This is a genomic window from Treponema bryantii (assembly GCF_036492245.1).
GTDB classification, from domain to species: Bacteria; Spirochaetota; Spirochaetia; order Treponematales; family Treponemataceae; genus Treponema_D; species Treponema_D bryantii_C.
On sequence record NZ_AP025286.1, the window covers coordinates 2664730 to 2678651 of the forward strand.

13 protein-coding genes are annotated in these 13922 nt (G+C 38.6%); 9 read left to right on the top strand and 4 right to left on the bottom strand.

Annotation, left to right across the window (positions count from 1 at the left end; genetic code table 11):
- Nucleotide 1: 1 nt before the first annotated feature.
- Entirely contained in the window at nt 2-598 is a 597-nt protein-coding gene (locus tag AABJ44_RS11705; RefSeq protein WP_338369229.1) for a pseudouridine synthase, read from the top strand.
- Here AABJ44_RS11705 and AABJ44_RS11710 read toward each other — a convergent pair.
- Together AABJ44_RS11710 and AABJ44_RS11715 are read right to left on the bottom strand one after the other, a co-directional pair.
- Nucleotides 581-1204: a hypothetical protein gene (locus tag AABJ44_RS11710; protein ID WP_338369230.1), complete on the bottom strand. Its 624-nt coding sequence runs from the start codon at nt 1202-1204 to the stop codon at nt 581-583. The two genes, AABJ44_RS11705 and AABJ44_RS11710, sit on opposite strands and share 18 nt — an antisense overlap.
- A gap of 61 nt (nt 1205-1265) precedes the next feature.
- Nucleotides 1266-2156 (bottom strand): TatD family hydrolase, encoded by an 891-nt coding sequence (locus tag AABJ44_RS11715; RefSeq protein ID WP_338369231.1) that lies wholly within the window; start codon nt 2154-2156, stop codon nt 1266-1268.
- A gap of 127 nt (nt 2157-2283) precedes the next feature.
- On the opposite strand from AABJ44_RS11715, the gene AABJ44_RS11720 reads away from it, so the two are divergent.
- Nucleotides 2284-3015 (top strand): hypothetical protein, encoded by a 732-nt coding sequence (locus AABJ44_RS11720; protein ID WP_338369232.1) that lies wholly within the window; start codon nt 2284-2286, stop codon nt 3013-3015.
- A 26-nt stretch (nt 3016-3041) separates the two neighbouring features.
- Nucleotides 3042-3590 (top strand): hypothetical protein, encoded by a 549-nt coding sequence (locus tag AABJ44_RS11725; protein WP_338369233.1) that lies wholly within the window; start codon nt 3042-3044, stop codon nt 3588-3590.
- Between the two features lie 9 nt (nt 3591-3599).
- Here AABJ44_RS11725 and AABJ44_RS11730 read toward each other — a convergent pair whose 3' ends face one another.
- Nucleotides 3600-4646, bottom strand: coding sequence for a radical SAM protein (locus AABJ44_RS11730; protein ID WP_338369234.1), 1047 nt, complete (start codon nt 4644-4646; stop codon nt 3600-3602).
- Nucleotides 4646-5050, bottom strand: a complete 405-nt coding sequence (locus tag AABJ44_RS11735; protein ID WP_338369235.1) for a hypothetical protein — start codon at nt 5048-5050, stop codon at nt 4646-4648. The genes AABJ44_RS11730 and AABJ44_RS11735 overlap by 1 nt, the downstream gene beginning before the upstream one ends.
- A gap of 120 nt (nt 5051-5170) precedes the next feature.
- Here AABJ44_RS11735 and AABJ44_RS11740 point away from each other — a divergent pair, with 120 nt between their 5' ends.
- From AABJ44_RS11740 to AABJ44_RS11765, 6 genes are all read left to right on the top strand, one after another.
- Nucleotides 5171-7231, top strand: a complete 2061-nt coding sequence (locus AABJ44_RS11740; protein ID WP_338369236.1) for a 4-alpha-glucanotransferase — start codon at nt 5171-5173, stop codon at nt 7229-7231.
- A 1-nt stretch (nt 7232) separates the two neighbouring features.
- Entirely contained in the window at nt 7233-10841 is a 3609-nt protein-coding gene (locus AABJ44_RS11745) for an alpha-amylase family glycosyl hydrolase (RefSeq protein ID WP_338369237.1), read from the top strand.
- Nucleotides 10842-11012: 171 nt separating this feature from the next.
- Complete coding sequence (locus tag AABJ44_RS11750) at nt 11013-11162, top strand: hypothetical protein (protein WP_338369238.1); 150 nt, start codon at nt 11013-11015, stop codon at nt 11160-11162.
- 84 nt (nt 11163-11246) lie between these two features.
- Nucleotides 11247-12287: a radical SAM/SPASM domain-containing protein gene (locus tag AABJ44_RS11755; protein WP_338369239.1), complete on the top strand. Its 1041-nt coding sequence runs from the start codon at nt 11247-11249 to the stop codon at nt 12285-12287.
- Nucleotides 12288-12301: 14 nt separating this feature from the next.
- Complete coding sequence (locus tag AABJ44_RS11760) at nt 12302-13192, top strand: PqqD family protein (RefSeq protein WP_338369240.1); 891 nt, start codon at nt 12302-12304, stop codon at nt 13190-13192.
- Between the two features lie 56 nt (nt 13193-13248).
- Nucleotides 13249-13917 (top strand): hypothetical protein, encoded by a 669-nt coding sequence (locus tag AABJ44_RS11765; protein WP_338369241.1) that lies wholly within the window; start codon nt 13249-13251, stop codon nt 13915-13917.
- Nucleotides 13918-13922: the final 5 nt, after the last annotated feature.

Consider the following 13922-nt stretch of genomic DNA (forward strand, 5'->3'; position numbering starts at 1 on the left):
GATGAAGACTTCTTCCAGCTCAGAAAAAATCTACCTCATAATGAATAAGCCTTGCGGGTATGTATGCTCGGCAGTTTCTGATTCTCATAAAACCGTTTACGATTTACTGACTCCAGAATTACGAGAACTCGTTCAGGGTGCAAAACGCGGAAGCAGGCTTCACACAATCGGACGACTGGACTGCGATACAAGCGGGCTTTTATTGTTTACCACAGACGGATATTTTTCACACAGGATTGCTGCAATGTCAGAAATCACAAAAACCTACCGGGCCACTCTCACCATCCCCGTACCCCTGGAGCAACAAGACTCGTACATCACCCGCGCCTCTCAAGGACTCACACTTCCACCAGAAAAAAAATATGGAGAACAACAGGCCGAGCCTGCCATTCTCCATTTTATAAAATCAGACCTCTGCGAAATCACCGTTCACGAGGGAAAGTTCCATGAAGTCCGCCGTATTTTCCGCGCCCTCGGCAATGAAGTAAAAGACCTCGAACGTATCTCCATCGGAAGCCTACAAATGCCTGAAGAGCTCAGCTCCGGACAGTGGCGGGAACTTACGGAAGCTGAAATAAATCTATTTATGTTCTTTTAAATATTTTTTATATTCCTTTTTAAGAAGAAACTGTTCTTTTTCTTCATTATTATTATCAATAAGCCAGTTTGCAAAATAAGCATATCTTTCGTGTACATCTTCTGGAATTGTAATTCCAATAATATCTTTAATTGATTCCATAGCGATAAAAGCAAAGGCTCTTCGTTTAAAAATCCAGAAATAAGTATAATCTGGTTCTGTCCATTTCCAATTAGATTTTCCGAAATAATCTCCTGGTTGAATTGCTGTTGTAGATTCATTTAGATAAGAATAATGATATTTTACATTTTCCTTATGACTGGTAAAACCACCAAAAATACTACATGAATCAAAGACACCATCCAAATTTGCAAAGCTTATAAAGAATACTCTTTTATCAAAATTTTCTTCAAGGCCTTCACGCATGATATAAATCCAGTCTGAAGTTTCTTCATTCTTATAAAATACAATATTATCTTTCTCATAACTTTTTGTAAGATTATAAGTTTCAAGTAACTTGTTTAACTTTTTCGAAGAAAAGATGTCAGAAGATTTCCACTTAGCACCAGCTGCAAACAGACATGAAACAGCCATCAGAACTGAAAAAAATGCAATAACTTTTTTCATCAATAACTCCTATATTTATAGTATAAGGCAGCATTGTGATAATACCAAATAAATTATTATATTATAATTTAAAAAGCTTACGAATATTCTCATCAACAAGATTGCTGAGTTCTTCCGGCGATGTTCCACGAACCTCGGCTGCAAAATTATAAACATGCTCAACATTTACCGGAGTGTTTACAGTCCCTCGCAACGGCACCGGAGCAAGATAAGGCGCATCGGTTTCACACAAAAAGCGGTCTGCAGGAACAAATTTTAAAAGTTCTTTTATCGCCTCTAGCTTAGCTTTTTTGTTGTAGGTAACGGCTCCGCCAAAAGCAATATACCAGCCACGGTCAAGAAAAGCACGGGCTTCATCAATTCCGTAGCTATAGCAGTGAATAATTCCGTTATCGTAGCCAACGTTTTTTATACAGGCGAGAGAGTCTTCAAAGGCATCGCGGCTGTGAACAATTACAGGAAGGTTTAATTCACGGGCAAGCTCCAGATGAGACTCAAACATTTCGCGTTCACCACGGTAAGTTGCCTCATCAAAATCAGATTCACAACGGCCATCCTCTCCACTCGGATTCCAGTGATGGTCCAGCCCACACTCACCCACCGCAACAATTTTACGATTAAGAGTATCCTGGTCTCCACATGCAGAAGCAGCTTCTATAGATTGACGCAGAATCTTCATCTGATTCTCTCTGTCATGAATTGCTCCGACATCAGGCCAGATACCGGCAGTAAAATACATAAACTCGCGGACTTTAGCAGCAAGTTTTCCGTCTGTAATTCCGGCAATAGCCTGTTCAACACAAGACTGACGCTCTGCCAGATCATCACAATGAGTTCCTATATCAAGACCAAAAAAACAGTTACGCGCAGCCATGGTAGACAAAACTTCTACACCGTTTACTCCGCGTTCTGTCGTCATCATTTTAAAATGGAAATGTGTATCTGAAAACATAGTGTGAGTTTATCAATTTATAAACAAAAATACAAATAACAGAAAATGACTGATTATTTAAAAATTGACAACAGAGAATTTTTCTTATATATTCAATTTAAAATAAACAAATTAAAAAAGAGGTATTATGTCATCTTCTAATTCTCACATACCAAAGATATCTTCAATTCTCACTTTTATATTTCTAATAGCTTTTCCAGTAGCATTTGAATTGTTATTTTCATTTATACAAGCTTTAAATTATGATTTTGAAATTTTGCCTGTAATTATTTGTGGAATCTATTTGCTTTCTGCCCTTATAATACAATTCAAAGGTGATGTTGTACTAAGAAAGAAGTTTTTAGTTATCATATTATTTTTTATTCTTCCATTAGCATCACTGGCTATTATGACTACAAAAACCAATTACTGGTATAAACCATATGATCTAAAAAAAACAACAGCAACAGTTTATTTATATAATGAAAGTTCTAGTGAGGAAATCAAAAGAATAACCTGTACAAGCAATATTCCATACACACTGATTGATAAATTTTATGCTTTTGTGTGGTATAAATCTAACGATAAATGGATACTTCTGGAAAAAAAGAAAAGAGCAGTGTTAAAAATAAGACCTGGAGTAACAACTTTTGAAATTCAAACAGAAAATGATAAATCAAAAAAATATATAGTTGATTTGAATATGCCTGATATAAAAGTATCAGACGGAGATGAAATATTCCTGTGTTATGGCGGTAAAAACTTCTTCCAGTTTACACCAGATACTAAAGCACGTAAAGCCATTATAGATGGAACCTTTACAGGAACTATTTCTTTACCAGAAGGTGCTCCTTCAAGTAAAAAAGAAGAAACTAAATAAAATTACAAAGTTATCAGGAGCGTTTTATGATGAACCCAGATTGCCAGTTATTAAAAGATTTTTATGTAAAAGTATTTGAAACTGAATCATATAGAAATTTTGCCGGAACAGATGATTACATATATGAATTTGAAAAAAAACTTATAAAAACTGAAGGATTAATTAAGATTTTAAGTTTTATTATTCTTTTTGCTATATATCTTTCACTAATTCTTTTTTTTAGAGGTGCATATAAAAAAATAATTATTCTTCCCCTTTTAATTGTTGCATTGATAATTACAAAGATCTTTCAGAAAACATATAAATCAAAAATAAAAGCAGCATATAAAAAATTGGAAATATACCGAAAAGAAGTTCAGGATATTGCTGCACAAACAGAAAATCCTCCACTTCCAGACGACAAATTTACACCAGAGCATTTTAATAATTTAATAGCAGTTTTTGAATCTGGGCGTGCAGACAACCTTAAAGAAGCTCTAATTACTTATGATCAAGATCTCAAACATAATGAAAAGATAGAAGAACTTAGAAATATCCGTAGCGCAATTAATTCCTATCATTACTACTATATCTAACTGTATATATCAGCAATGCCACAGCGGGGTTGCAAGTTTATTGCTGAACGGCTGAGGTTTTGTAAAATCTGGCAGCCAGCTGGTATCATCACTTAATTCCTGATAAAACAGATACTCAAAATCATAGGCTTCGATGAGGTCCTGAATATCTGCGTCTTCTTCGGCAGTTACGAGGCGGTTTTCGAGATTGGAGAGGGCGCGCCTGCGGGCTGCAAGCTGAGTCTCGGATTCGTTGAATTTTACCGGGGTATACTGGTTCATCAGAGAAATAATGGCGCGCCCGTCGGCGTTTTCTTTAAGCCACGCGAGGACGTCGGCGGTTTCGGCGAAATGGCCGGGCATAAAAAGGTGTCGGATAATTACGCCGGAAAGCAGTTTGTCGCGTGGCTGGCCGGGTTCTGCCCATTCGGCGGGTTTCGCATCGGGAGGTTCTGGGATTTCGGCAATTTCAAGCGGATTATTGTCAATCATCCAGCAGATTGCGGCAGTTGCTGCCTCTGGATAATTCGGGGCTGCAAACAGTGACTTTGAAAGAGTTCCGTCCAGTGTTTTAAGGTCGGGCAGCCATATTGTTACAAGGCCCTTTAAAAGCTCGAGCATTTCCACGGTTTCATAAGCGGAAGAGTTCCAGCAGAACGGTATTGTAACTCCACGGTCGCGGGCTTTACGTAAACAGGCTGCGATTTTTGGGATGTGGTGGCTGCCTGTAACAAGATTTATGTTTTCTGCCCCTGCGGACTGAAGGCGCAGGCAGATGTCGGCAAATTCTTCTTCATCAACTACACGGCCAAGTCCATCCTGACTGATCTGATAGTTCTGACAAAAAGCACAGCGCAATGTACAACCGGTAAAAAAGATTGTTCCGCTTCCACCGAAAACTGTTACCAGAGGCTCTTCTCCAAAATGAAGGCCGGCAAAAGCTATACGGAGGTCGGCTGGTTCACGACAGAAACCGGCACTTCGAGTCTGCTCAGAGACCTCGAAACGATCTGCCTCACAGGCTCTCGGACACTGACGACAGTTTTTATAGAGCGCTTCTATCTGTGATTTTTCCATTAATATGCGCCCTTGCTTACAAGAATCTTCATCAAATCCTGAAGTACATCAACATCAAGATCTTCTGCTTCAAAATTTACAAGGCGGCCGAATTCATTCCAGTCTGCATCAGAAATAAACTCCTGAAATTCATCACTGTTCTCAAGAAATGCAAGATATGCTGCCAATCGGTTCTGATTTTCTTCTGATGGTTCTGCTTTTATATCTGCTGAGCGGTAAATATACTCATTTTCCCAATATTCATAAACAGAATCTGCCAGTTCACCCACCATTGCTGCATTACGTTCAAAAAGGCGGCGCAGGTCATTTTTTACGCGGTTATAATCAGATTTTCCACCGTTATTCTGGCGGTCATGTTTTAGAGATTTCTGCATATCAGAAAGAAATTTATTAATGTCTGTCATATCTTCCATTATATCATTTTTTATGATTCTGGTGCTAGTTCAAATACAAATGGAATTCTTTCTATAATTTCTCATTATTTTCTCATTATTTTTATAAATTCGTGCTATAATATTTGCCGTATGACTAAGGGAAAATTGACTGGAACTGCGGTTCCGCTAGGTGCATTATATACAAAAGATAATCCTGTAATTGGAGAATTTCCAGATTTAAAACCGTTTGCTGACTTCTGTAAATCTGCTGGAATCTCTATTATCCAGCTTCTGCCGGTAAACGACACTGGAACACAAAGTTCGCCATATTCAGGTCTTTCTGCTTTTGCTCTTCATCCTATCTATATACGTATTTCTACTATTGAAGGATTCGATGCACTATATTCATCAGATGCAAAATTTAAAACAACTTATGATGATCTGTATAAAAATCATAAATACTGTCTGCGATACGACTATGACGGCATTTTGAATGCAAAAACTGATCTTTTGAAACAGCTTTACGACAATACTGACGAGGGAAAAACGGGAGAAGCTGGAGCTGCCCTTTCTAAGTGGATAAAAGCTAATTCATGGGTAAAAGATTATGCGGTTTATAAGAACTTAAAGTGGAATTATATGCAGGCTTCATGGAAAAGCTGGCTTGATTCAGACCGCTCAAAAACTAAGGAAGAAATCACTGCTCTCTGGAATAAAAAGGCCTTCAAAAAGGAACATCTGTTCTATGCCTGGACTCAGATGATTGCCGATGCTCAGTTTAAGGACGCTGTTGAATATGTTCACGGTCTTGGTCTCAAACTCAAAGGTGATATGCCAATTCTGATGAATGAAGATTCTGCAGATGCCTGGGCTTATCCGGAAGTATTTAATCAGGATCTCCGCGCCGGCGCACCTGCTGATGGTGATAATCCGAACGGACAGAACTGGGGATTCCCTACCTATAACTGGAAAAATCTTAAAGAAGATAATTACAGCTGGTGGAAGGACCGCCTTAAAAATGCTTCAAAATATTATGATGCATATCGTCTCGATCATATTCTGGGCTTTTTCCGCATCTGGGCAATTCCAGAAGCAGATTTGAATGCCTTAAATGGTCATACTGAGCCTTATGCTTTCATCAAAAAAACTGATTTATATGAACTTGGTTTTGATGATGACCGCATCCGCTGGTTGAGTCAGCCTCATATTCCAACTAATGTAATTGAAGACATTACCTGGAATCATGATAAGGCGCATCAGATTCTCGCAATTTTCTGTAATAAGATTGACGGTGAAGAGCTCTGGCGTTTTGATCCGTCTGTAACCGGCTCAAAGATGATTGAGAGTGCAGATCTTTCTGAACTCTGTGCAGTTGATGCAATTCCACGCGTAAAGAAAGTACTGGAAGATTACTGGAGCAATCGCACTCTTCTTGAAATTTCAAAGAACAAGTATGTTCCGCTGTGGACTTATGGTCAGTCTACTTCATGGGGCACTTTAAACGATAAAGAAAAAACTTCTCTGCTCGAGTGTTTTGATGAATTGAATTCAAAAAACGAAAAGCTCTGGAAAAAGCAGGCTGACGAAATCTTTGCTGCAATTACCGGTGCCGTAAAGATGATTCCTTGTGGTGAAGACCTTGGCGTAAGTATTGAATGTGTTCCAAAAACTATGGAAGCACATAAAATACTTGGACTGCGCGTAGTTCGCTGGTGCCGTGAATGGAGCAAACCGGGTCAGCCTTATGTTCCTTTTGCTGATTATACTCCACTTTCGGTTACTACCACATCTGTTCATGATTCATCTACAATACGTGAATGGTGGGAAACTGAAAAAGAAAGCGTAAAGGCATTTATTTTGCAGAACGGCGATGCCTTTGGAATTGAAACCGGTGCAAAGGATGGACCTTTGTTCACTGCATCAAAAGAAGAAATTGAACCTAAAGCCACAGCAATTGCTCAGTCAGATTTCACTCCGGAAATCGCGGAGTCTATTCTCAAAGCGTCTTCAACTTCTGCAAGCCAGTGGTTCATTCCACCGCTTCAGGATTTCCTTTATATGTCTAAAAATCTGTGGCTGGAAAAAGCTTCAGATGAACGCATAAATATTCCGGGCACGGTTACTGCCTTTAACTGGACATACCGTCTGCCTTGCACGGTTGAAGAGCTGTGTGCAAACAATGATTTAATAAACAAAATTAAGAGGATATAAAATGAAGATTTCACACAACGAGTTTCACATCAGCAGAAAGGTACGTGATTTGTGTACTTTCGATAAGGGACTTTTTGCTTCAAGCGGAAATGTTGTTTTTGCAAACATGAGCAACGTCCGTAATTTCCAGCTGCTGTTCAATAATTATATTGAACATGTTACTGGTGATGAAAGCAAGAAACTCTCTGCCGGTCAGCTGAATGCGATGGGACTCATTGATGAGATTCTTCATTATGTTTGTATGCTTTACCGCCGCGACAAAGTAGCTTCGTTCGGACGGGATTTACTTGCGGAACTCGATAAGGAATACGGCAAGTCAGAAATCGACGCCCTCCTCCTTGATTTTATGAAAGAGTTTCCTCCGGTTGCAGTTTATCAGGAAAAAATCCGACCTGAAGAATATCTGGCACAAACAGAACTCGATGCAGGCACAGGTCTTGAACGCTCAAACCGCGAACAGACTCTCGAGGAACTGATTCTCCTTCATCTTGCAAATGAAAATCAGGCTTTTAAGCCTTTCCTTCTTCTTTTTGATGATAAGGTTCTTGCTAAAAATCCTCTTTACAAAACTACCTGGAAATCAATTCAAAAATATGCTGCAACACAGCCGACCTTCGGACCTTTTAATCATGACCTGATTACACTTCTCCGTGAGCCTCAGGTATTTGCTCCTGACAGTCTGCGCGGTCAGCTTGAATATCTTCAGAAATACTGGGATAAGTTCCTCGGTGAATGGCTCAAGCGAATCTTAGCCGGAATGGACACAATCTCCGAAGAAGAAAAGGCTGCATGGCAGGGTTTTGGCGGCGGCGATCTGCCGGACATGGTTCCGTATTCTTTTGAAAATCTTATGAACGAATACGAGCGTTTTTCTGCTGACAGTGCCTGGATGCCGAATGTTATTCTTATGGCAAAGACTGTACTTGTCTGGCTCGACCAGCTCACAAAACAGTACGGCTACCCTATTACTAGACTCGACCAGATTCCAGATGCAGAACTCGACCGTCTTCGCGACGAGGGCTTTACAGGTCTCTGGCTCATCGGCCTTTGGGAACGTTCTAAGGCAAGTAAAAGAATCAAACAGATTTGCGGAAACCCGGAAGCAGCTGCGTCTGCCTACTCTCTTTATGATTATAATATTGCTTCAAATATCGGTGGCTGGGATGCTCTTTCTAATCTCCGTCAGCGCTGCTGGCAGAGAGGAATCCGTCTTGCATCCGACATGGTTCCAAACCACACAGGTATGGACAGCGACTGGGTTATCAATCATCCTGATTACTTTATTCAGCGCCGCGATAATCCCTTCCCACAGTACTCCTTTAATGGAGAAAACCTTTCTCAGGATGGCCGCATTTCACTTTTCCTCGAAGACCATTACTACAGCAAGAATGACTGTTCTGTAGTTTTCAAGCGTGTTGATAATTCGAATGGTGATACACGCTATATCTACCATGGAAACGACGGTACAGGTCTTCCCTGGAACGATACTGCCCAGATTGACTTTTTGAATCCTGCAGCCCGCGAAGCAGTTATGCAGGAAATCTTACATGTTGCTCATAACTTCCCTATCATCCGTTTTGATGCGGCTATGGTTCTTGCTAAAAAATCTATCCGCCGCCTGTGGTACCCGGAGCCGGGACATGGAGGAGACATTGCAACCCGTTCAGAAACAGGCCTCAGCACACAGCAGTTCAACGACGCAATTCCAAATGAGTTCTGGCGTGAGGTTGTAGACCGCGTTGCTCAGGAATGCCCGGACACTCTTCTTCTTGCCGAAGCTTTCTGGATGATGGAAGGCTACTTTGTACGCACTCTCGGCATGCACCGCGTTTACAACTCGGCATTCATGAACATGCTTAAAAAAGAAGAAAATCAGAAATACCGCGACACTATCAAAAATACAATCACCTTTGATCCGCAGGTTCTTAAACGCTATGTAAACTTTATGAACAACCCGGATGAGGAAACTGCGATTGCTCAGTTCGGCGACGGCGACAAGTACTTTGGTGTATGTACACTTATGATTACTATGCCGGGTCTTCCAATGTTCGGTCACGGTCAGATTGAAGGCTTTACTGAAAAATACGGAATGGAATATACAAAGGCTTACAAGGACGAAAAGCCAAGTCAGTATCTTGTAGACCGTCACTGGCATGACATTTTCCCTCTTATGAAAAAGCGCTACCTCTTCTCTGGAGTTGAAAACTTCCTTCTTTATGATTTATGGGAAGACGGCCATGTAAATGAAAACGTATTTGCTTATTCAAACGGCTGCGGCAACGAGCGTGCTATCGTATTCTACAACAACAAGTACGACCAGGCTCACGGCTGGATTAAGCAGTCAGATCCTTATGCTGTAAAAACCGGCAATGGTAATGAAGTTGTTATGAAGAGCCGCAGCGTGTCTGAAGGTCTTAACCTCACAGCTGAAGACGACAAGTACTGCATTTTCCAGGAACATAAGAGCCGCCTGTGGTATATCCGCAAGAGCAGAGAAATCTGTGAAAAAGGTATGTTCGTAATGCTCAACGGCTTCGAATATCAGGTTTATCTGAATGTTCATCAGGTTAGCGATGAAGCAGACGGACGCTACCGCATTTTGTGTGTATCGCTCAACGGTAAGGGCTGTGAAGACATTGAAACTGCTTGGCAGGAAATCATCTATAAAGATTTATATGATGTACTTTCCAAGTTTGCAGAAAAAACATTTGTGCCACTTGTTGAAGCATTCGCAGAAGCTCCAGCTGGTAAAGCACCTGCAATTACAACAATTCTCAAGGATGCAGAAAAGCCTGCACTTGAGTTCTACAAATTTGCAGAAAAACTTGCCGCTGCAGAAACTAAAGAAAAAACTGCAAAAGAAAAGCCTGCCACAAAAACAAAGAGTCCAGCAAAGAAGACTGCAGATAATTCTGCAAAGGCATATAAGCTATTCTGCGACCGCGTAAAAACTATTGCGAAACTCCATAAGGCTGCAGCTACAAAAACTCCTGCTGACCTTCAGAAAGCACTTTCACGCGCTGCATCAACAGCAAAAGCAGATCTGTTTACAAAGCTGATTCTTCAGGCGTCACCGGAAAAAGAAACAGCTCTCCTCGTTTGGGCCGCTTCTTCACTATTCGCAGAAAACGGATTTGCCGCAAAGTGGAACCTGGGTCGAAAGTTCAATGAATATCTGATGAACGAAAAACTGATTGAAAAATCTCTACGCCCTGTATTTACAAAGCTTTTACTGCTCGCATCAAAGAAGACTCCTCTCGATATTGCTGAACTCATTGTACACAGCCGCTACGCCGTACAGCTCGGCGGAATCAACAATTTCGACAACATCATCTGGTTCAATAAAGAACTCGTAGAAGAAAGTCTGAACGATGCAATTATGCTCATGGCACTGGATTCAAAAGCTGCTAAACTTCCAGAAGTCTTCAAACTTCATAAAGTTTTATTCGCCGCAAAACTCAAGTCAACTTACAAAGCCGATCTCTTTGTAAAAGAGTTTGCTCCGAAGCCAGCTAAGAAGGCAGTAAAAAAGACCGCAAAGACTCCTGCAAAGAAGCCTTCTAAGAAGACTGCAACTAGCAAGACCCCTGCAAAAAAGGCTAAGAAGTAATACAAACGTATTACAATACTACATCCACATTTTTTCTCTCCCAATCACTTTTTATGACCTATTTAAATCGCTTTATGACCTACCGCTTTCAAACCTCTGTTTTATAATTTTTATTACCCGTTCGTTGAACGAGAAAATGCAAAAACTATATTAACAAAACGGAGGTAAACAATGAACTATCAGTCACCAACAGTTGAATGTTTAGGTGAAGCAGATATGAGTTCTGTAATGGGTGCTTACGTATGGGCCGTAGGACCTGTATTTGTTGCCGTAGCAGCAGTTCTTTTATTAGTGCTTACCGCTATTGATATTACTCCATAACGATTCAAATTATATGAAGTAATACTCTCCGGGCAAATAGAAATATTTTTTTATTTGCCCATTTTAACATTTACGAGGAAAAAAATGTCTGATAAAAAAAATATTTCTGTACAGGAAAAACATGCCTCTATTGTAAGAGGTCCTATGCAGGTTGCCTTCGATATAACAAACAAATGTAATTTTAAATGCTTACATTGTTATAACAATAGTAGTGAAAACAATCGAATCCCGGATGAACTTACAGATGCTCAGGTTATCAGGTTTATTAAAGACTTATGTACTATGAAGCCATTGAATGTCTGCATTTGTGGAGGAGAACCTTTATTAAGATTTAATTTAGTGTGTAAGGTTGCAAAACTTTTATCATCGCATGATATTCAGGCTTCAATGGTTACAAACGGTTTTCTTATGACAGAAGAAAAAGCCGCTGCGTTATTAAAGGCTGGAATATCCAGAATTCAAATTTCTGTAGATGGAGCAACAAGTACTTCTCATGAACATATGAGACAAATGCCAAACAGTTTTGAAAGAGCCTTAAACGCATTAAGACTCTTAAACAAGGTAGGCTTTACTCAGGTGGGAGTTGCCTTCACACCAACAAGCTTTAATTCAAAAGAAGTTATTGATGCTTATAAGATCTGTGAGGAAATTGGAATTTCAGAATTCCGAATTCAGCCACTTATGATATTGGGACGAGGAAAAAAGAATATCAATGAAATTCTTGCCACCCCAATGCAATACAGAAATCTTGTACGCGACATTAATTATCTGATCAGCAATAAAGGAATGGCAAAAATCCAATGGGGAGACCCTATTGATCACCTTATACGCTTTAAGACTGTTGCACAACACTTATATGCATTCCTTAATGTTCAATCAAATGGAGATATTGTACCTTCACCTTACCTTCCGATTTCGGTTGGAAATATTAAACGAACATCAATTCTAAAATACTGGAAAAAAGGTTTGCCAAAAATCTGGGAAAGTCCTTTTATACAACAGTGTGCTGAACAGATAAAATGTGTACCTGATTTTGCAAAGGAACACACAGGTCAACCAATAGTCTGGTATGACGAAAATATAAAAATTGATTTGATAAAAGAAAACAAAAAACTATTTGCATAATAAGGAAAACAAAAATGAGTATACAAAAATCTATTCCAATATTTGATAAAAGTAATCTTGCCTATATAAGAGAAGAAAAAAAAGGATTTGTAACATTGATTTCAAAGAATCATCCGGAAATGAGGGAGCTTGTAATCAATTCAACATCTAATGAAATGCTTCAGCTTTGTGATGGAAATAATTCTGTAGGTGATATCTTAAACTCACTCACAAAAAAATATTACAAAGTTCCAGAAGAAGTCCTCAAAAAAGATTTGAGTAATTTATATGGTAATATGTCACGTCTGGGAATTCTTGACTGGAAAACAGAAAATCCATTTATTCTTGAACGAGAAGTTATTCTGGATGATACACATTCTCTGAAAGTGTGTTCTGAAGAAAATTTCAGAGAACTGTATAACTTTTACCAAGATGGTTTGAACAATAAATTTTCTCAAGCCGAAAATATCGTTTACTTTTGTCCTTATACCATTAAAGATGAATATGGAGAAATTTCAATTCGTCAGAAAATCTTCAGCTATACAGAAGAATTTTTTGCCCTCTACAACAAGGATAAATTAGAAGGACTTCTTTCCATTAAGCTGCCTATGAATCCTTCTCAGAGTGCAATGATCAGAACCTGTATAGTTCCAAAGAACTATATGGAACCATTACTGAACTATGGTTTTGAAACTCTTCCATATATTTCTGTAGTACCTGTAACTAAAGTAAAATTTATGACTGATAAACTGGCTGAAACAGATTCTACAAAAATAATCTCAGCATATCTTGAAAAAGATTCTTTTGTGTCTGAAGGTATTTATAAAAATGAAATCGGATTTGGCCATGATATAACAATACTCAGCAGATTATATGATGAGAAAACCGTTTTATCTATAAACAAAAAGAGAAACATACAATGGTAAATCATAAAAGAAAAACAGAGCTTTTTTGCATTCTTATATTGATATCTTTCTCCAGTTTGTTTTCAAGTGAAATCACAAAAGAAGATATTATAGCAGCAAATACTCATAAGAATTCGCAACTTCAGACAAGTATTATTACGCAGAAAATCTCTTTTTTTCAAAATAATAATCTCACCGATTACTTCTATATCATATACAATAAAAACAAATCTGTTCGTATTGAAATGAAAAATAATGTCAATGATGAAAAAGTAATTGAAACCTTCATTTATGATGGTACAGATTATTGGAAAATCAAAGCCGGGATGAAAGAAAAACTGGAATTGAAAGATAAAGTCTATCAAAATACAGTTTCTTCATCCTGGCTGTCTTTAATTGAAAATCCGGGTTGTGTGATAACCACCCAGAATGATGAAATAGTTCAACTTAATAATACAATCAATAAGGATAACTATGAATTCATAATTCAAAAAAAAGACTTGAGTTTACAGAAAATTACTGTAACATCCAATAATAAGAATGTAACTGTAGTAATAAATGATTTTTATGAGATTGAACCGGGATATAAGGTTATAAAAGACTGTAGTGTATTTGAAAATGATACCTGTCTTTATAAGATTGATATGCTTGATATTCAAATCAATCATATAATTCCAGATGATTACTTTAATGTAAGTAAAATAAAAAAATTTAATCTAAAAGATGCAATAAATAATTTATTTTAAATTGG

Excerpts from the sequence above, each read along its gene's own strand:
- AABJ44_RS11705 (WP_338369229.1), top strand. The coding sequence starts at position 2 with ATGAAGACTTCTTCCAGCTCAGAAAAAATCTACCTCATAATGAATAAG.
- AABJ44_RS11710 (WP_338369230.1), bottom strand. The coding sequence starts at position 1,204 with ATGAAAAAAGTTATTGCATTTTTTTCAGTTCTGATGGCTGTTTCATGT.
- AABJ44_RS11715 (WP_338369231.1), bottom strand. The coding sequence starts at position 2,156 with ATGTTTTCAGATACACATTTCCATTTTAAAATGATGACGACAGAACGC.
- AABJ44_RS11720 (WP_338369232.1), top strand. The coding sequence starts at position 2,284 with ATGTCATCTTCTAATTCTCACATACCAAAGATATCTTCAATTCTCACT.
- AABJ44_RS11725 (WP_338369233.1), top strand. The coding sequence starts at position 3,042 with ATGATGAACCCAGATTGCCAGTTATTAAAAGATTTTTATGTAAAAGTA.
- AABJ44_RS11730 (WP_338369234.1), bottom strand. The coding sequence starts at position 4,646 with ATGGAAAAATCACAGATAGAAGCGCTCTATAAAAACTGTCGTCAGTGT.
- AABJ44_RS11735 (WP_338369235.1), bottom strand. The coding sequence starts at position 5,050 with ATGACAGACATTAATAAATTTCTTTCTGATATGCAGAAATCTCTAAAA.
- AABJ44_RS11740 (WP_338369236.1), top strand. The coding sequence starts at position 5,171 with ATGACTAAGGGAAAATTGACTGGAACTGCGGTTCCGCTAGGTGCATTA.
- AABJ44_RS11745 (WP_338369237.1), top strand. The coding sequence starts at position 7,233 with ATGAAGATTTCACACAACGAGTTTCACATCAGCAGAAAGGTACGTGAT.
- AABJ44_RS11750 (WP_338369238.1), top strand. The coding sequence starts at position 11,013 with ATGAACTATCAGTCACCAACAGTTGAATGTTTAGGTGAAGCAGATATG.
- AABJ44_RS11755 (WP_338369239.1), top strand. The coding sequence starts at position 11,247 with ATGTCTGATAAAAAAAATATTTCTGTACAGGAAAAACATGCCTCTATT.
- AABJ44_RS11760 (WP_338369240.1), top strand. The coding sequence starts at position 12,302 with ATGAGTATACAAAAATCTATTCCAATATTTGATAAAAGTAATCTTGCC.